Source organism: Streptomyces sp. NPDC030799 (genome assembly GCF_055572255.1).
Window position 1 is genome coordinate 246749 of the sequence record NZ_JBVIDS010000001.1, and the last position, 18672, is coordinate 265420.

15 protein-coding genes and 2 tRNA genes are annotated in these 18672 nt (G+C 68.6%); 15 read left to right on the forward strand and 2 right to left on the reverse strand.

The window, feature by feature from the left end; translation table 11 throughout:
- Positions 1 to 49: 49 nt before the first annotated feature.
- Positions 50 to 274 carry a hypothetical protein gene (locus tag ACZ41I_RS01060; protein ID WP_363214843.1) on the forward strand — a complete coding sequence of 75 codons (225 nt, stop codon included), beginning with the start codon at positions 50 to 52 and terminating at the stop codon, positions 272 to 274.
- A 138-nt stretch (positions 275 to 412) separates the two neighbouring features.
- Here the strand turns inward: ACZ41I_RS01060 and ACZ41I_RS01065 are convergent.
- Positions 413 to 483 (reverse strand) — tRNA-Gly (locus ACZ41I_RS01065).
- 160 nt (positions 484 to 643) lie between these two features.
- On the opposite strand from ACZ41I_RS01065, the gene ACZ41I_RS01070 reads away from it, so the two are divergent.
- From ACZ41I_RS01070 to clpX, 5 genes are all read left to right on the forward strand, one after another.
- Positions 644 to 720, forward strand: a tRNA-Pro gene (locus tag ACZ41I_RS01070).
- Between the two features lie 179 nt (positions 721 to 899).
- Positions 900 to 2270 carry a trigger factor gene (tig, locus tag ACZ41I_RS01075; protein ID WP_399769035.1) on the forward strand — a complete coding sequence of 457 codons (1371 nt, stop codon included), beginning with the start codon at positions 900 to 902 and terminating at the stop codon, positions 2268 to 2270.
- 328 nt (positions 2271 to 2598) lie between these two features.
- Positions 2599 to 3204: an ATP-dependent Clp protease proteolytic subunit gene (locus tag ACZ41I_RS01080; RefSeq protein WP_363214881.1), complete on the forward strand. Its 606-nt coding sequence runs from the start codon at positions 2599 to 2601 to the stop codon at positions 3202 to 3204.
- A 67-nt stretch (positions 3205 to 3271) separates the two neighbouring features.
- A complete protein-coding gene (locus tag ACZ41I_RS01085) occupies positions 3272 to 3937 on the forward strand; it encodes an ATP-dependent Clp protease proteolytic subunit (protein ID WP_228625090.1) in 666 nt (221 codons plus the stop codon).
- 171 nt (positions 3938 to 4108) lie between these two features.
- Entirely contained in the window at positions 4109 to 5395 is a 1287-nt protein-coding gene (clpX, locus tag ACZ41I_RS01090) for an ATP-dependent Clp protease ATP-binding subunit ClpX (RefSeq protein WP_363214839.1), read from the forward strand.
- A 108-nt stretch (positions 5396 to 5503) separates the two neighbouring features.
- Here clpX and ACZ41I_RS01095 read toward each other — a convergent pair whose 3' ends face one another.
- Complete coding sequence (locus tag ACZ41I_RS01095; RefSeq protein ID WP_363214838.1) at positions 5504 to 6520, reverse strand: hypothetical protein; 1017 nt, start codon at positions 6518 to 6520, stop codon at positions 5504 to 5506.
- 137 nt (positions 6521 to 6657) lie between these two features.
- Here ACZ41I_RS01095 and ACZ41I_RS01100 point away from each other — a divergent pair, with 137 nt between their 5' ends.
- The 9 genes from ACZ41I_RS01100 to rodA all read left to right on the forward strand — a co-directional run bounded on the left by ACZ41I_RS01100 (position 6658) and on the right by rodA (position 18587).
- Positions 6658 to 9282 (forward strand): valine--tRNA ligase, encoded by a 2625-nt coding sequence (locus ACZ41I_RS01100; protein WP_468319596.1) that lies wholly within the window; start codon positions 6658 to 6660, stop codon positions 9280 to 9282.
- A gap of 242 nt (positions 9283 to 9524) precedes the next feature.
- Positions 9525 to 11039, forward strand: coding sequence for a bifunctional tetrahydrofolate synthase/dihydrofolate synthase (gene folC, locus ACZ41I_RS01105; RefSeq protein ID WP_468512876.1), 1515 nt, complete (start codon positions 9525 to 9527; stop codon positions 11037 to 11039).
- A gap of 9 nt (positions 11040 to 11048) precedes the next feature.
- Positions 11049 to 11411 (forward strand): DUF4233 domain-containing protein, encoded by a 363-nt coding sequence (locus ACZ41I_RS01110; RefSeq protein ID WP_363214835.1) that lies wholly within the window; start codon positions 11049 to 11051, stop codon positions 11409 to 11411.
- Positions 11412 to 11475: 64 nt separating this feature from the next.
- The gene (gene ndk, locus ACZ41I_RS01115) at positions 11476 to 11889 is read left to right on the forward strand and encodes a nucleoside-diphosphate kinase (protein WP_351245956.1); all 414 of its coding nucleotides are present in this window, start codon (positions 11476 to 11478) and stop codon (positions 11887 to 11889) included.
- Between the two features lie 314 nt (positions 11890 to 12203).
- A complete protein-coding gene (locus tag ACZ41I_RS01120; protein ID WP_031158632.1) occupies positions 12204 to 13223 on the forward strand; it encodes a rod shape-determining protein in 1020 nt (339 codons plus the stop codon).
- 163 nt (positions 13224 to 13386) lie between these two features.
- Positions 13387 to 14325 (forward strand): rod shape-determining protein MreC, encoded by a 939-nt coding sequence (gene mreC, locus ACZ41I_RS01125; RefSeq protein ID WP_363214834.1) that lies wholly within the window; start codon positions 13387 to 13389, stop codon positions 14323 to 14325.
- Between the two features lie 13 nt (positions 14326 to 14338).
- Positions 14339 to 15016 (forward strand): rod shape-determining protein MreD, encoded by a 678-nt coding sequence (gene mreD / locus ACZ41I_RS01130; protein ID WP_363214833.1) that lies wholly within the window; start codon positions 14339 to 14341, stop codon positions 15014 to 15016.
- Positions 15017 to 15132: 116 nt separating this feature from the next.
- Entirely contained in the window at positions 15133 to 17391 is a 2259-nt protein-coding gene (gene mrdA / locus ACZ41I_RS01135; protein WP_468512877.1) for a penicillin-binding protein 2, read from the forward strand.
- Positions 17388 to 18587 (forward strand): rod shape-determining protein RodA, encoded by a 1200-nt coding sequence (rodA, locus tag ACZ41I_RS01140; RefSeq protein ID WP_399769049.1) that lies wholly within the window; start codon positions 17388 to 17390, stop codon positions 18585 to 18587. The genes mrdA and rodA overlap by 4 nt, the downstream gene beginning before the upstream one ends.
- Positions 18588 to 18672 lie beyond the last annotated feature (85 nt).

Below are 18672 nucleotides of genomic sequence, written 5' to 3' on the forward strand. Positions count from 1 at the left end.
CGCCCATGGTGACCCGTGTCCGGTGATTCTCATGGTCGTTGGAGCGAGCATGCGAAAGATCATCACGACTGCCACGCTGGCCTTGGCAGCCATGGCCATGGCCGCTCCCGCCCATGCGGACAACGAGTCGACCCCCAACTGGACCTTCGCGCCGGCATCCGTCTGCGGACTGGAAGGCGCAGGGGTGTCGGTGCTGCCCATCCTGACCGACTACGTCCCCGTCCACGCCAACAGCTGCTCGAACGGCAACATGTTCAATCAGCCCAGGCTCTAGGTCGAACGCCAGGATTCAGGCCGAACGATCGATACATCGACGCATCGATACATCGACACGGAGTGCTGGGCGGATCCCCGGACGGCCGAAGGCCCAGGGAGAGGAAAACACCCTCTCACCTGGGCCTTCGGCGTGAAGAGCGGGCGACGGGAATCGAACCCGCGTAGCTAGTTTGGAAGACTAGGGCTCTACCATTGAGCTACGCCCGCAACACTGCGCCGCAGGTCGGTGACCGCGGCACTGGAGGCATCGTAGCGGGTCGCCCGCCGCCGAGGCCAACGAGTTGGTTCCGGAGCCCTCGCGCGTGCCGTCTCCGGTAATGCGGCCGACGCGATCGTCCGGGGCATGTACCCTACGTGTCGCACCAGACGGGGTGTGGCGCAGCTTGGTAGCGCGTCCGCTTTGGGAGCGGAAGGCCGTGGGTTCAAATCCCGCCACCCCGACCACCGGCTCGACGGCACGTGATGATCGCCTTTTGGGGCGCTGACCGGCTGCGGTTACTATGCAAGCTGCGCGCCCGTGTGTCCCGGCCCACTCGGCCTACGAACTCCTCCGGGCGGCGAAATCCGCCGGACCAGTCTGGCTCCGGCAGAACCCAAGAAGTCAGCCACAAGGAGACCGAACCGTGAAGAGCGCCGTGGAGACCCTGAACCCGACCCGGGTTCGGCTCACTGTCGAGGTGCCCTTCGAGGAGCTCAAGGACAGCCTCGACGCGGCGTACAAGAAGATCAACCAGCAGGTCACGGTGAAGGGCTTCCGCAAGGGCAAGATCCCGGCCCGCGTCATCGACCAGCGGTTCGGCCGCGGTGCGGTGCTGGAGGAGGCCGTCAACGACGCGCTGCCGAAGTTCTACACCGAGGCGGTCAACGAGGCCGAGCTGAGCCCGCTGGGCCAGCCCGAGGTCGACATCACCGAGCTGAAGGACGGCGAGACGCTGAACTTCACCGCCGAGGTCGACGTCCGCCCGGCCCTGGAGATCCCGGACTACTCCGGTATCGAGGTCGAGGTCGACGCCGTCGAGGTCACCGACGAGGACGTCGAGAAGTCGGTCGAGCAGCTGCGCGAGCGCTTCGCCTCCACCTCCCCGGTCGAGCGCGCCGCCGAGGACGGCGACGTCGTCACCATCGACCTGGAGGCCAAGGTCGACGGCGAGGTGCTGGAGGACGGCATCGCCAACGGCGTCTCCTACACCATCGGCTCCGGTGAGCTCCTCGACGGCATCGACGACGCCGTCAAGGGCCTGTCCGCCGGCGAGGAGGCCACCTTCACCTCCGAGCTGAAGGGCGGCTCCGCCGCGGGCAAGGAGGCCGAGGTCACCGTCAAGGTCACCCAGGTCGCCGCCCGTGAACTGCCCGAGCTGGACGACGAGTTCGCGCAGCTCGCCTCCGAGTTCGACACCCTGGACGAGCTCAAGGCCGACAGCCGCAAGCGCCTCGCGAACATGAAGCAGTTCGACCAGGCCACCCAGGCCCAGGAGCGCGTCCTGGAGAAGCTCCTCGAGCTGGTCGAGGTCCCGGTCCCCGAGAAGCTGCTCGAGGACGAGATCAACACCCGCAAGCACAACCTGGAGCACCACCAGCTCGGCCAGATGGGCCTCACCCTCGACAAGTACCTGGAGATCCAGGGCAAGACCGCCGAGGAGTTCGACACCGAGACCCGCGAGGCCGCGGTCAAGGGCATCAAGACCCAGTTCGTCCTCGACGAGCTGGTCAAGAAGGAGAACCTCAACGTCAACCAGGAGGAGCTCACCGAGCACCTCATGCGGCGTGCGGCCTCCTCCGGCATGTCCCCCGACCAGTTCGCCCAGGCCGTCGTCGAGGGCGGCCAGGTGCCGCTCCTGGTCGGCGAGGTCGCCCGCGGCAAGGCCCTGGCCGTCGTGGTCGAGGCCGCCACGGTGAAGGACACCAACGGCGAGATCGTCGACCTGGACGACGAGGAGGAGGAGACCGAGGCCGCAGAGGCGTCGGAGACCTCCGAGGAGAACGCCGAGGGCTGAGCAGCCCTGCGGCGCCGGTAAGGCACGTACAGCGGGCCCTGGGGACCATCCCCGGGGCCCGTTTGCGTTGCCGGGCGGCTGACCAACCTCAAGGGGCGCGGGGAACTGCGCGCACGCCCCCCACGCACCCGCAGCCCGACGACCAGGTGCACCAGCCCCCGCAAACCGCGCCCTGCATCCGGCGGAGCCCCACGCGCTACGCCCCCGGCGAACACCCGCATTCCCGGGATTCCCCGAAGGGACCCTCGCGTTAGGGTCCATGAAAGGCAGAACAATGAGACGGCCCGGCGCCGTCGTAAGACGAGCAGGTGGATACGTGACGAATCTGATGCCCTCCGCCGCCGGCGAGCCTTCCATCGGTGGTGGCCTCGGCGACCAGGTCTACAACCGGCTGCTCGGCGAGCGGATCATCTTCCTCGGCCAGCAGGTTGACGACGACATCGCCAACAAGATCACCGCGCAGCTGCTGCTCCTCGCCGCCGATCCGGACAAGGACATCTTCCTCTACATCAACAGCCCCGGCGGCTCGGTGACGGCCGGCATGGCGATCTACGACACCATGCAGTACATCCCGAACGACGTCGTCACGATCGGTATGGGCATGGCGGCCTCGATGGGCCAGTTCCTGCTCACCGGCGGCACCGCCGGCAAGCGCTTCGCCCTGCCGCACACGGACATCATGATGCACCAGGGCTCCGCGGGCCTGGGCGGTACGGTCTCGGACATCAAGATCCAGGCCCAGTACCTGCTGCGCACCAAGAAGACCATGTCCGAGCTGACCGCGCTGCACTCCGGCCAGTCCGTCGAGACGATCATCCGCGACGGCGACCGCGACCGCTGGTTCACCCCGGAAGAGGCCAAGGAGTACGGTCTCATTGACGAGATCATCACGCATGCCTCGGGTGTTCCGGGAGGCGGCGGCACCGGTGCCTGACCGGCCCGGCCACGCCACGCACCGCCGAGACACCAGCCCCCCGAACGCCACCAGGACGGTGAACCCCATGAGCAACTTCCCCGGCGCCGCCAGCGGCATGTACGAAGGGCCCCGCCCCGACAGCCGCTACGTCATCCCGCGCTTCGTCGAGCGCACCTCCCAGGGCATCCGCGAGTACGACCCGTACGCGAAGCTCTTCGAGGAGCGCGTGATCTTCCTCGGCGTCCAGATCGACGACGCCTCCGCCAACGACGTCATGGCGCAGCTGCTGTGCCTGGAGTCGATGGACCCGGACCGGGACATCTCGATCTACATCAACAGCCCCGGTGGCGACATGACCGCCCTGACGGCGATCTACGACACGATGCAGTTCGTGAAGCCCGACATCCAGACGGTCTGCATGGGCCAGGCGGCCTCCGCCGCGGCCATCCTGCTCGCCGCCGGTACGCCCGGCAAGCGCATGGCGCTGCCGAACTCCCGCGTGCTGATCCACCAGCCGGCGGGCTCCACCGGCCGCGGTCAGCTCTCCGACCTCGAGATCATCGCCAACGAGTTCACCCGGATGCGTGAGCAGCTGGAGGACATGCTGGCCAAGCACTCGAACCAGCCGATCGAGAAGATCCGCGAGGACATCGAGCGCGACAAGATCCTCACGGCCGAGGAGGCGCTGCAGTACGGCCTCGTCGACCAGATCATCTCCACCCGCAAGCTGAACAACGCCGCGGTCCGCTGACGCGGAGCGGCACGCTCTTTGCCCCTCTTGGCACGGTGCACGTCAAAGTGAACCCTGCCAAGAGGGGCCCGAACACCGGGCCCGGCAAGGTACCGTCGGACATAAGGCAGCACCAGGAGCCGCTGGATTCGAAAGCGTCCAGGCGTCTCCCAGGCGAAGGGGAAGCACACCGTGGCACGCATCGGTGACGGCGGCGATCTGCTCAAGTGCTCGTTCTGCGGCAAGAGCCAGAAGCAGGTCAAGAAGCTCATCGCAGGGCCCGGTGTGTACATCTGCGACGAGTGCATCGACCTCTGCAACGAGATCATCGAGGAGGAGCTCGCCGAGACGAGCGAGGTGCGCTGGGAGGAACTCCCGAAGCCCCGCGAGATCTACGAGTTCCTCGAGGGCTACGTGGTCGGCCAGGAAGCAGCCAAGAAGGCGCTCTCCGTCGCGGTGTACAACCACTACAAACGGGTCCAGGCGGGCGAGAACGGCGGTCCGGGCGGCCGTGACGACGCCATTGAGCTGGCAAAGTCCAACATCCTCCTGCTGGGCCCCACGGGCTCCGGCAAGACCCTCCTCGCGCAGACCCTGGCACGCATGCTGAACGTGCCCTTCGCGATCGCCGACGCGACGGCGCTCACGGAGGCGGGTTACGTGGGCGAGGACGTCGAGAACATCCTGCTGAAGCTGATCCAGGCGGCGGACTACGACGTCAAGAAGGCCGAGACCGGGATCATCTACATCGACGAGATCGACAAGGTCGCGAGGAAGAGCGAGAACCCGTCGATCACGCGCGACGTATCGGGCGAAGGCGTTCAGCAGGCCCTCCTGAAGATCCTGGAGGGCACCACGGCCTCGGTCCCGCCCCAGGGCGGCCGCAAGCACCCCCACCAGGAATTCATCCAGATCGACACGACGAACGTCCTGTTCATCGTGGGCGGCGCCTTCGCCGGCCTGGAGAAGATCATCGAGGCCCGCGCGGGCGCGAAGGGCATCGGCTTCGGAGCCACGATCCTCTCCAAGCGCGAGCTGGAGTCCAAGGACGTCTTCGAGGACGTCATGCCGGAGGACCTGGTCAAGTTCGGCATGATCCCGGAGTTCATCGGCCGCCTGCCCGTGATCACCTCGGTCCACAACCTGGACCGCGAGGCGTTGCTGAAGATCCTGGTGGAACCCCGCAACGCGCTCGTGAAGCAGTACCAGCGCCTCTTCGAACTCGACGGCGTGGAGCTGGACTTCGAACGCGAGGCCCTGGAAGCCATCGCCGACCAGGCCATCCTCCGCCAGACCGGCGCCCGAGGCCTCCGCGCCATCATGGAGGAAGTCCTCCAGGGCGTCATGTACGAGGTCCCGTCCCGCAAGGACGTGGCCCGCGTGGTCATCACCGCCGACGTGGTCCTCTCCAACGTCAACCCGACCCTGATCCCGCGGGACGCGCGGGGGCGGGGGGCGGGGGAGCAGAAGTCGGCGTAGCCGGTTCTGGAACCTCACAGAAAGGCGCCCGGTGATGTCACCGGGCGCCTTTCCTTCGTGCGGCATGTGGGGGCCGCCCCGAAGGGACGGGTGCCCCCGCGTCTGCTGCTAGATCTTGACGCGTACGTCGTTACGGAGCTTCGCGGCGAGGTCCGCCACGTCCTGCATGCTCGATCCCTTGCCGCTGGCCATGCCGGCCACGTCGACCGACGTGACGAGGGCCATGGTGCTGTGGTCGCCCCAGATGCAGACCGGCACGGTCATCGTCTTCGGCAGGCCGGACGTGGCGCCATCGTTGGTGAGCTGGCTTTCCTGGCACTTCATGATGCCGTTGCTGAAGCCGGACGGCTTGAACTCCTGCGGGGAGCCGATGAGCTTGCCCTTGACCTTGCTGCCGCTGCTCTCGTCGCCGTTCTTCTTGTCGGACTCGGCCTTCGCCTTGGCGAACCATGCGTCGACGGCCGCCGCGGGGTCCTTGATGGTGCCGTACGCTCCCTCGAAAATCAGCCTCCGGCTGGTGAGACCACTACCGGACTCGTAGCCGGCCTCGACGCCCTGCGCGTTCTGGACGCCGGCCTTCTTGAAGTCGTTCATGTCGTCCTCGCTCACCGAGGAGTCGCCGAGGTCGCCGGCCTTCTTGAACGTCCCGTTGATGACCGCCCCGGGCGTCGTCAGCTTGTGCGGCCCGTCGTCCGCCACGTCGCTGCCGCCGCTGCTTCCGCCGATCAGCAAGTACACGCCCACCGCCACGGCCGCCACCACGGCCACCCCGCCGATGATCAGGCCCGTCTTCTTCTTGCCGCCGGCCGGAGCCGGAGGCTGCGGCATGCCGTACGGCTGCTGGCCGTAGGGACCCGGCTGCTGGCCGTACGGGTTCGGCTGCTGCGGCACGCCCTGCTGCGGGTAGCCGTACCCGGGCTGCGGCGGGCCCGCAGGCGCCTGCTGGGGGTAGCCGTAGCCGGGCTGCGGAGCCTGCGGCTGCTGGCCGTACGGGCCGGGCTGGCCCGGCTGGCCCGGCTGGCCGTAGGGCCCCGGCTGGCCGTACGGCCCAGGCTGCCCCGGCTGGCCGTACGGACCCGGCTGCTGGGGCGGCCCGCCGTACGGGCCCGGCTGGTTGTTGCTCATCTCTGGGTTCCCCTCCAGATGCTTATGTGTTCCGAACATCCTGGCCCAGGCCCGGGAAACGCATGGCACCGGGGGCCGCACCGTTACAGAACAAACGCGTTTCGGGACCACCCCGTGACACCTCTAAACTGACCCCCGTGACCGAGAACGCTCAGCAGCAGCCACCCGCGCCCGACACCGAACTGCCGACCCAGTACGCGCCGGCCGATGTAGAGGGGCCGCTGTACGAGCGCTGGGTAGAGCGCGGTTACTTCGAGGCGGACGAGAAGAGCGACAAGCCGCCGTACACGATCGTCATCCCGCCGCCGAACGTCACGGGCAGCCTGCACCTGGGCCACGCCTTCGAGCACACCCTCATCGACGCGCTGACCCGCCGCAAGCGCATGCAGGGCTTCGAGACGCTGTGGCAGCCCGGCATGGACCACGCCGGTATCGCCACGCAGAACGTCGTCGAGAGGGAGCTGGGCAAGGAGGGCAAGTCCCGGCACGACCTCGGCCGCGAGGCCTTCGTCGAGCGCGTCTGGCAGTGGAAGGGCGAGTCCGGCGGGCAGATCTCCGGTCAGATGCGCCGCCTCGGTGACGGCGTCGCCTGGTCGCGTGAGCGGTTCACCATGGACGAGGGGCTCTCCCAGGCCGTCCAGACCATCTTCAAGCGCCTCCACGACGACGAGCTGATCTACCGCGCCGAGCGCATCATCAACTGGTGCCCGCGCTGTCTGACGGCCATCTCGGACATCGAGGTCGAGTACCAGGACGACGACGGCGAGCTCGTCTCCATGAAGTACGGGGACGGGGACGACGCCATCGTCGTCGCCACCACCCGCGCCGAGACCATGCTCGGTGACACCGCCGTCGCCGTCCACCCGGACGACGAGCGGTACAAGCACCTGGTCGGCAAGCTCATCAGGCTCCCGCTGACCGACCGTTCCATCCCGGTTGTCGCCGACACCCATGTCGACCCCGAGTTCGGCACCGGCGCCGTCAAGGTCACCCCGGCCCACGACCCGAACGACTTCGAGATCGGCCAGCGGCACGACCTGCCGTCCATCACGATCATGGACGAGCACGCCGTCATCACCGCGCACGGCCCCTTCCAGGGCCTGGACCGGCTGGAGGCCCGCTCCGCCATCGTCGCCGCGCTGCGCGCCGAGGGCCGGATCGTCGCCGAGAAGCGGCCGTACGTCCACTCCGTCGGCCACTGCTCGCGCTGCAAGACCACCATCGAGCCGCGCCTGTCGATGCAGTGGTGGGTCAAGGTCGGCCCGCTGGCGAAGGCGGCGGGCGACGCCGTCCGCGACGGCCGCGTCAAGATCCATCCGCAGGAGATGGAGAAGCGCTACTTCGACTGGGTCGACAACCTCCACGACTGGTGCATCTCGCGCCAGCTGTGGTGGGGTCACCGGATCCCCGTCTGGTACGGGCCGAACGGCGAAGTCGTCTGCGTCGGCCCCGACGAGGAGCCGCCGACCGGCGAGGGCTGGCACCAGGACACCGACGTCCTCGACACCTGGTTCTCCTCCGGCCTGTGGCCGTTCTCCACGCTGGGCTGGCCCGAACAGACCGAGTCGCTCGCGAAGTTCTACCCGAACTCCGTCCTGGTCACCGGCTACGACATCCTCTTCTTCTGGGTCGCCCGGATGATGATGTTCGGCCTGTACGCGATGGACGGCACCCCGCCGTTCCACACCATCGCCCTGCACGGCATGGTCCGCGACCAGTTCGGCAAGAAGATGTCGAAGTCCTTCGGCAACGCGGTCAACCCGCTGGACTGGATGGACAAGTACGGCAGCGACGCACTCAGGTTCACCCTGGCCCGAGGCGCGAACCCGGGCGTCGACGTCCCGATCGGCGAGGACTGGGTCCAGGGCTCCCGCAACTTCGCCAACAAGATCTGGAACGCCACCCGTTTCGCCCTGATGAACGGCGCGACGGTGGAGGGCCCGCTGCCGGACCCGTCCGCGATGTCGGCGACGGACCGCTGGATCCTCTCCCGCCTGAACTCGGTCGTCGCCGAAGTCGACGCCTACTACGACGACTTCCAGTTCGCCAAGCTGTCGGACACGCTCTTCCACTTCGCGTGGGACGAGGTCTTCGACTGGTACGTCGAGCTGTCCAAGACCGTCTTCCAGGCGGGCGGCGAGCCGGCCGAGGTCAGCAAGCGGGTCCTCGGCGAGGTCCTCGACGTCACCCTCAAGCTCCTCCACCCGGTGGTCCCGTTCGTCACCGAGACCCTCTGGACCACCCTCACGGGCGGCGAGTCCGTCGTCGTCGCCGAGTGGCCGAAGGACAGCGGCTTCCGGGACCGTGCGGCCGAGAAGGAGATCGAGACCCTCCAGTCGGTCATCACCGAGGTCCGTCGCTTCCGCGCCGACCAGGGCCTGCAGCCGGGCCAGCGCGTCCCGGCCCGCCTGACCCTCGACGGCACGGCCCTCGCCCCGCACGAGGCCGCCATCCGCCAGCTGCTGCGTCTGCAGCCGGAGGGTGACTCCTTCACGGCCACGGCCACCCTCCCGGTCGCCGGCGCCGAGGTCGCCCTCGACCTCTCCGGCACGATCGACGTGGCCGCCGAGCGCAAGCGCCTCGCGAAGGACCTGGCCGCCGCCGAGAAGGAGAAGGCCCAGGCCACGGCCAAGCTCGGCAACGAGGCGTTCCTCGCGAAGGCTCCGGACCACGTGGTGGACAAGATCCGCACGCGCCTGTCCAAGGCCGAGGAGGACATCACCCGCCTCACCGCCCAGCTGGAGAAGCTGCCGCCGGCGTAGCGTTCGTACGGCGATGAAGGCCCCGGAGCTTTTCAGGCACCGGGGCCTTCGTGTGCCCGGGACGGGGCGCTGCTCGCCGGGAGGCACGACCGCCCGCGGCTCCGGCGCCGAGAGGCCGACGGCGACTGCACCCCCTGGGGGCGCGGGGAACGGCGCGACAGCCCCCGCGCACCCGCACCCGGCAATCGCGAGCAACCACCCCGAACCGGTCCGTTGTCACCTCCGCTCCGTAGACTGGCACCGTGAGCGACCACCCCGGCACCAGCGACACCCCCGACCCCCTCGACAGCTTCGACGAGATCATCGAAGCCGAGACGACCCGCGACCCCGACCTCGCGGTGATCGAGGCCGGCAGCCGAACCCTGCGCACCCAGGGCGGGCAGCCGTACGCCGACGTGCCCGCGCGGCCGGAGGACCCGGAGGTCGACCGGGCGCTGCGCGAGGTCGAGGCGGACCTGGCCACCCGCTGGGGCGAGACCAAGCTGGAGCCCTCGGTCAGCAGGATCTCCGCGCTGATGGACGTCCTCGGCGAGCCCCAGCGCTCGTATCCCTCGATCCACATCACGGGCACCAACGGCAAGACCTCCACCGCCCGCATGATCGAGGCCCTGCTCGGCGCCTTCGAACTGCGCACCGGCCGCTACACCAGCCCGCACGTGCAGTCGATCACCGAGCGGATCAGCCTGGACGGCGCGCCCATCTCCGCCGAGCGGTTCATCGAGACCTACAACGACATCAAGCCGTACGTCGAGATGGTGGACGGACAGCAGGAGTACCGGCTCTCCTTCTTCGAGGTCCTCACCGGCATGGCGTACGCCGCGTTCGCGGACGCCCCCGTCGACGTGGCCGTCGTGGAGGTGGGCATGGGCGGCTCCTGGGACGCCACCAACGTCATCGACGGCGACGTCGCCGTGATCACCCCCATCGACCTGGACCACACCGACCGCCTGGGCGAGACGCCCGCCGAGATCGCCGGTGAGAAGAGCGGCATCATCAAGCAGGACGCGACCGTGATCCTGGCCCAGCAGCCGGTGGACGCGGCGCAGGTGCTGCTGAAGAAGGCCGTCGAGGTGGACGCCACGGTCGCCCGCGAGGGGCTGGAGTTCGGGGTCGTGGCCCGGCAGATCGCCGTCGGCGGGCAGCTGCTCACGCTGCGCGGCCTGGGCGGCGAGTACCCCGAGGTGTATCTCCCGCTGCACGGCGCCCACCAGGCACACAACGCGGCCGTGGCCCTCGCCGCCGTCGAGGCGTTCTTCGGCGTCGGCGCGCAGCGCCCGGATCCGCTCGACATCGACACCGTCCGCAAGGCCTTCGCGGCCGTGTCCTCCCCGGGCCGCCTGGAGGTCGTACGGCGCTCGCCGACGATCGTGCTCGACGCGGCGCACAACCCGGCGGGCGCCCGCGCCACCGCGGAGGCCGTCCAGGAGGCGTTCGACTTCAGCCGGCTGATCGGTGTCGTGGGCGCGAGCGGCGACAAGAACGTACGGGGTCTGCTGGAGGCCTTCGAGCCGATCTTCGCCGAGGTCGTCGTCACGCAGAACTCCACCCCGCGGGCCATGGACGCGGACGAGCTGGCCGCGATCGCCGTGGAGGTGTTCGGCGAGGAGCGGGTGCAGGTCGAGCCGCGGCTGCCGGACGCCCTGGAGGCGGCGATCACGCTGGCCGAGGAGGAGGGCGAGTTCGCGGGCGGCGGCGTGCTGGTCACCGGTTCCGTCATCACCGTCGGCGAGGCCCGGCTGCTGCTGGGGAAGGGCTGAGGATCGTAGATGCGTACGCTCTGTGCATCGACCCTGATCGGCGAGTTCTTCGTCATCGGGTTCGCCGGGCTCGTCGCCATGAAGGACCCGGGCCTGTCCATGTCCACGGTGTGGCTGGTCAGCGGCATCGCCATGCTGCTGTGCGTGCTGCTGTGCGGAATGGTGACCCGGCCCGGCGGGGTGGCCCTCGGCTGGGCGCTGCAGATCGCGCTGATCGCCTCCGGTGTCTTCGTCCCGACCATGTACTTCATGGGCGCGGTGTTCGCGGCGCTGTGGTGGGCGTCGGTGCACTTCGGCAGAAAGGTGGACGAGGCGAAGGCCAGATTCGCCGCGCAGGCGGAGTCCGGATCCTCCACAGCTGACGCTGCGTAACGGGCGTCCCGACACGCCCTGTAACCTCGTCCCACCGCACACGCCAGTCGTAAGGAGTCCTCCCGTGAGCCAGCGCACCCTCGTCCTCCTCAAGCCCGACGCCGTCCGTCGAGGCCTGACCGGCGAGATCATCAGCCGTATCGAGCGCAAGGCCGGCTGGCAGATCACCGCGCTGGAACTGCGCACCCTGGACCAGGAGACCCTGGAGCAGCACTACGGCGAGCACAAGGGCAAGCCCTTCTACGAGCCGCTGGTCGAGTTCATGTCCTCCGGCCCGGTCGTCGCGCTGATCGTCGAGGGCGAGCGGGTCATCGAGGGCGTGCGCGCGCTCGCCGGGCCGACCGATCCGATCGCTGCCGCGCCCGGCTCCATCCGCGGCGACTACGGCGTGATCGTCCGCGAGAACCTGATCCACGCCTCGGACTCCGAGGAGTCCGCCGAGCGCGAGGTGAAAATCTTCTTCCCGGGCCGGGCGTGAACTGCGGGTGCTTTAGTTTTCGGTAATTTTTCTGAGGGGGCGTCAGCTCCGCCCGCTGGTGCCCGACCAGGGACGGCCGTACATTTCCGGCCGTCCCTTGGCATATGCCTTGCCGATCGGGGGAACGCGTGCCTCCGTTGGACCGTCTCCACAAGCGGGGCGGCCCGCCATCTGGTGACAATGGCGGAGACCCTCGCGCAGTGTCCGTGCAGGCGCGTTTACGATGGAAGCCTTCACGTCACAGCACCCGCCTCGCCGTCCTGACATGCCCTCAAAAGCTCGGGAAGGCCAGATGAATCCGGATGGGGAACTCAATGTCGTTCATCGGCCGTGACATGGCTGTCGACCTCGGGACCGCCAACACGCTGGTGTACGTCAGGGGTCGCGGAATCGTCCTCAACGAACCGTCCGTCGTCGCGATCAACACCAACACCGGTGGGATCCTCGCGGTCGGTGCCGAAGCGAAGAAGATGATCGGCCGGACGCCGGGCAACATCGTGGCCGTCCGCCCGCTGAAGGACGGCGTGATCGCCGACTTCGAGATCACCGAGCGGATGCTCCGCTACTTCATCCTGAAGATCCACAAGCGGCGGTATCTCGCCCGTCCGCGGGTCGTCGTCTGTGTGCCCTCGGGCATCACGGGTGTCGAGCGCCGCGCCGTGATCGAGGCGTCCTCCCAGGCCGGTGCCCGCCAGGTGCACATCATCGAGGAGCCCATGGCGGCCGCCATCGGCTCCGGCCTGCCGGTCCATGAGGCCACCGGCAACATGGTGGTGGACATCGGCGGCGGCACCACGGAGGTCGCGGTCATCTCGCTCGGCGGCATCGTCACCGCGCAGTCCATCCGGGTCGCGGGCGACGAACTGGACAACGCGATCATCCAGTACATCAAGAAGGAGTACAGCCTTCTGCTGGGTGAGCGCACGGCCGAGCAGATCAAGATCACGATCGGTTCCGCGTACGACCTCGACGCCGACGAGCACACCGAAGTCCGCGGCCGGGACCTGGTCTCCGGGCTGCCGAAGACGGTCGTGATCTCGGCCGCCGAGGTCCGCAAGGCGATCGAGGAGCCCGTCAACGCGATCGTGGACGCGGTCAAGACGACCCTCGACAAGTGCCCGCCGGAGCTGTCCGGCGACATCATGGACCGAGGAATCGTTCTGACCGGCGGCGGAGCCCTGCTGCGCGGGCTCGACGAGCGGCTGCGGCGGGAGACCGGCATGCCGATCCACATCGCCGAGGACCCGCTGGACAGCGTCGCGCTCGGCTCCGGCAAGTGCGTCGAGGAGTTCGAGGCGCTGCAGCAGGTCCTGGACGCCCAGCCCCGCAGATGACCTGACACTTCGATTCCGCCGTACGAGAGGTTCTCCGCTCGTGCGGCGGATCGTTGATGAGAGGCATAAGCTCCCACAAATGGCCCCTCGGGCTTGCGTTTCGCGTATCGCGCCCGCAAAGGGGCTCCCGAATTCCTATTGAGGAAGGGCACGGCCGCCGCACGTGAGGGACACGAAAGAGAGCCGGCTGCTCCTGGTCCTGCTGGTTGCCATCGCATTCGCGCTGATCACGGTGGACATCCGCGGGGGCAGGAACTCCCCGGTCGAGGGTGCCCGGCAGGCCGCGGCCGCGGTGTTCGGCCCGGTCGAGAACGGGCTGTCCTCGGCGGTCGACCCGGTCGGCAACGCCGTGTCGGCGATCCGGGACTCCGGCAGCCGGCACGACCGGCTCGCCGCCCTGGAGAAGGAGAACGCGGCCCTCAAGGCGAAACTCGGCAGCGACGACCGCAACCGCAGTCGCCTGGGCCAGCTCGACAGGATGCTGAAGATCGCCGGCGAGGGCCAGTACGGCATCAAGGGCGCCCAGGTCATCGCCATAGGAGCGGCGCAGGGCTTCTCCTGGACCATCACCATCGACGCCGGCGCCAACGACGGCATCAAGCGCGACATGACCGTTCTCAACGGCGACGGGCTCGTCGGCCGGGTCACCACGGTCGGCCCCGACACCTCCACCGTGCTGCTCGCCAACGACCCCGACTTCACCGTCGGCACCCGCATGGAGGGCAGCGACGAACTCGGCTTCGCCTCCGGGCAGGGCGACCGCCCGCTGCGCGTGGAACTGCTCAACGGCAAGGCGGAGGTGAAGAAGGGCGACCGGCTCGTCACCTTCGGCTCGGAGGCCGACCGGCCCTTCGTGCCCGGCGTGCCGGTCGGCGTGATCTCCCGCGTCGAGCCCTCCAACGGCGGCCTCACCCGCACGATCTACGTCACCCCGTACGTCGGCTTCACCAAGCTGGACATCGTCGGTGTGGTCGTACAGGCCCCGAAGAAGGACCCGCGTGACGAAGTCCTGCCGGCCAAGCCCAAGCCGGTTCCGACGCCGACGGTGACGGTCACCGTCAACCCGTCCGCCGACGCGACCGCCAACGACGAACAGCAGTAGGAGCTGAATCCCCATGCGTGTCAACCGGATCCTGCTCTCCTCCGCGCTGGTCGTCGTGGCCCTGGTGATCCAGGTGAGCGTCCTCGCCCGCCTGCATCTGCCGGGCGCCGTCCCCGACCTGCTGCTGCTCACCGTCCTCGGCCTGGCCATGGTGTACGGCCATGTCGGCGGCGCCCTCGTCGGCTTCGGCGCCGGTCTGCTCGCCGACCTCGCGCCGCCCGCCGACCACGCGGCCGGCCGCTACGCCCTCGTGCTGTGCGTCACCGGCTACTTCGCCGGGCTCATCAGGCCGGAGAACGGCCGCCTGAAGTCGGCGACCGGCCCGATGGCCGTCGTGGTCGCCGCCGCCATCGGCTCCACGCTGCTGTACGCGGGCGTCGGCGCGCTGGTCGGCGACACCGCCGCCCGCCATGTCGGCCTGCCCGGGCTGCTGTTCTCGGCGGCCCTGTACGACCTGCTGCTCGCTCCGTTCGTGGTCCCCGGGATCATGTGGCTGGCGCGCCGTTCCGACAACGACCCGCTCGCCGAGACCGGCCCCGCCACCAAGGCCGGCGACATCTCCACCGGCTGGCTCTCCTCCGGCACCGGCCTGCGCATCGGCAGCCAGCGCGGCGGCCTCGGCGCGCTGAAGGCCAAGGCCCGCACCCGCTCCGCACGGGTCGGCCGGATCAAGGGGGTCAAGCGGCTGTGAGTGCCCACGAGTTCACCCGAACGGGTCAGCCTTCGCGGAACGCGGGCTCACCGGCCGGTCGTTCATCAAGCGTCCATGTCCTCGCATCTGCGCACTGAGAGGGGGAGACAACCGCAGTGACCAACATCCCCGAGACCGGTCGGACCCCACGGGTGCAGATCCGGCTCGTCGTGATCCAGATCCTCGTCCTCTCCCTCCTCGGCACGCTCGGCGGCCGGCTCTGGTACCTGCAGATCCGCGAGGGCGCCCAGTACCAGAAGGAGGCCTCCGGCAACCACGTCCAGCAGGTCGTCGACCCCGCCGTGCGCGGCGACATCCTGGACGCCCGCGGCGTGCCCCTCGCCGACAACGAGACCCGCCTGGTCGTCTCCGCCTCCCGTACCGACCTGCTCAAGCAGAAGGACGACGGCAGGGCGGTCCTCACCAAGCTGGCCGGCGTCCTCGGCATAAAGCCCGAGGAGGTCATCCAGAAGGTCCGGCTGTGCGACGCCAAGACCCCCCAGCCGTGCTGGAACGGCTCGCCGTACCAGCCGATCCCGATCACCGACGAGGCCACCCCCAAGCAGGCCCTGCAGATCCGCGAGCGCTCCGAGGACTTCCCCGGCATCACCGCCGAGCCCGAGGCCGTGCGCCGCTACCCGGGGCCGGGCAAGTCCAACACCGCGCAGGTGCTCGGCTATCTCTCGCCCGTCACCGACGCCGAGATCCAGAAGGCCAAGGACACCGACTCGCCCTATCTGCGCTCCGACATGGTCGGCCGCTCCGGCCTGGAGCGGCAGTACGACAAGGAGCTGCGCGGCAAGGCCGGCGTCACCCGCTATGAGGTGGACAACCTCGGCCGGGTCATCGGCAAGGCCAAGTCGGATGCCGCCGAGCCCGGTTCGAACCTGGTCACCAGCATCGACTCCCGGGTGCAGCGCGTCGCCGAGTACGAACTCGACAAGGCGATGAAGGCCGCCCGCGGAACGTACGACAAGATCACCGGCGAGAACTACAAGGCCGACTCCGGCGCCGTCATCGTCATGGAGGCCAAGACCGGCCGGATCGTCGCGATGGCCTCGGCACCCACCTACGACCCGAACGTGTGGGTGGGCGGCATCTCCGCCAAGGACTACAAGGCCCTCACCGGCAAGGACTCCGACTACCCGCTGCTCAACCGGGCCATACAGGGCCAGGCCGCACCCGGCTCCACGTTCAAGGTGGTCTCCACGGCCGCCGCGGTCAACGCCGGCTACGCCTGGGACGGCGGCTACCCGTGCACCAGTTCGTACTCGGTCGGCGGCCAGGTCTTCAAGAACTTCGAGGGCGAGAACTTCGGCGACATCTCCCTCGGACGCGCCCTGGAGGTCTCCTGCGACACCGTCTTCTACGGCCTCGCGGACAGGGAGTGGAAGAGGGACGGCGGCATCAACCCCAAGAAGGGCCAGCCGAAGGACTACTTCTTCAAGACCGCCCACCAGTTCGGCCTCGGCAAGGAGACCGGCATCGACCTCCCCAACGAGGTCCGCGGCCGTGTCCCCGACCGCCAGTGGAAGCTCGACTACTGGAAGGCCAACAAGGACGCCTGGTGCAAGAGCGGCAAGAAGGACGGCTCCTACGTCGAGAAGATCGCCTACGAGAACTGCCTCGAAGGCAACAAGATGCGTGAGGGCGACGAGATCAACTACTCCATCGGCCAGGGCGACACCCTCGTCACGCCGATCCAGGAGGCGATGATCTACGGCGCCGTAGCCAACGGCGGCACCGAGTACTACCCGACCATCGGCAAGGCGATCATCAGCGCCGACGGCAAGACCGTCCGGGAGATCAAGCCCAGGGTGCAGCGCAAGCTGCCCGTCAGCCAGGCCACCCTCAAGGGCATGGACGACGCCTTCGCGGGCGTCATCACCCGAGGTACCGCCGCGTGGAAGTTCGGCGGCTGGCCGCAGAGCAAGATCCCGCTGCACGGCAAGACCGGTACGGCGGAGGTCTACGGCAAGCAGACCACAGGCTGGCTGGCCACGTACTCCAAGGACTACTCGGTGATCATGACGATCTCCCAGGCCGGTACCGGTTCCGGTTCCGCCGGTGAGGCCGTGCGCAACATCTACAGCGCGCTCTACGGCGTCCAGGGCGACGGTTCCATCGACAAGAAGAAGGCGCTGCTGCCCACGCCGCAGAAGGGCCTGCCGAAGGTCCGCAAGGACGGCACGATCATCAACCCCAAGGTCACCGGCGACCCCGCCAAGGACACCGAGAAGGCCCAGCAGGACAACCCCAGCAACGGGGACGACCAGCAGCCCGCCACCTCGCCCTCGCCCACCACGCGCAACCGCGACACCCGCAGACGGCCACGCAGGAACGGCACGAGGGGAAGCCGGAGGATGCCCTCATGACCGGCGCGAACAGCTTCTCCGTCTCCGGGTACGGCCCCGAGCGGGCCGGCTGGACCAGGATCTTCGCCCGTGACTCGCTCACCCGCCGGCTCGACTGGCCGATCCTGTTCGCGGCCACCGGGCTGTCCCTGCTGGGCTCGCTGCTGGTGTACTCCGCGACCCGCAACCGCACCGAGATCAACCAGGGCGACCCGTACTACTTCCTGATCCGCCACCTGATGAACCTGGGCATCGGGTTCGCCCTGATGATCGGCACGATCTGGCTCGGCCACCGCGCCCTGCGCAACGCCGTGCCGATCCTCTACGGCATCTCGCTGTTCGGGGTGCTGCTGGTGCTCACCCCGGTCGGCGCCACCATCAACGGCAGCCGCAACTGGATCGTGTTCGGCGGCGGCTTCTCGCTCCAGCCCGCCGAGTTCGTGAAGATCACGATCATCCTGGGCATGGCGATGATACTGGCGGCCCGGGTCGACGCCGGGGACAAGCCGTACCCCGACCACCGCACGGTCGTGCAGTCACTCGGCCTCGCGGCCGTGCCGATCCTGATCGTGCTGCTCATGCCCGACCTCGGCACGGTCCTGGCCATGGTGGCCATCATCCTGGGCGTGCTGCTCGCCTCCGGCGCCTCCAACCGCTGGGTCTTCGGCCTGCTCATCGCCGGTGTGCTGGGCTGTGTCGCCATCTGGCAGCTGCACATCCTGGACGAGTACCAGATCAACCGCTTCGCCGCCTTCGCCAACCCGGACCTGGACCCCGCGGGCGTCGGCTACAACACCAACCAGGCCCGTATCGCCATCGGCTCCGGCGGCCTGACCGGCGCCGGCCTCTTCCACGGCTCGCAGACCACCGGCCAGTTCGTGCCCGAGCAGCAGACGGACTTCGTCTTCACGGTGGCGGGGGAGGAGCTGGGCTTCCTCGGCGCGGGCTTCATCATCTTCCTGCTGGGCGTGGTGCTGTGGCGCGCCTGCCGCATCGCCCGTGACTCCACCGAGCTGTACGGGACCATCGTGGCCGCCGGGATCGTCGCCTGGTTCGCCTTCCAGTCCTTCGAGAACATCGGCATGACCCTCGGCATCATGCCGGTCACCGGTCTGCCCCTGCCGTTCGTGTCCTACGGCGGCTCGTCGATGTTCGCGGTCTGGGTGGCCGTGGGACTGCTGCAGTCGATCAAGGTGCAGAGACCCATGTCGGCATAGGTCTCCGGCGGGTTCCGGCCGCGAGTCCGGGTGATGGTTCACCGGGTGGATGACGGGAGTTTTCCGGCCATTCACCCGGGATGAC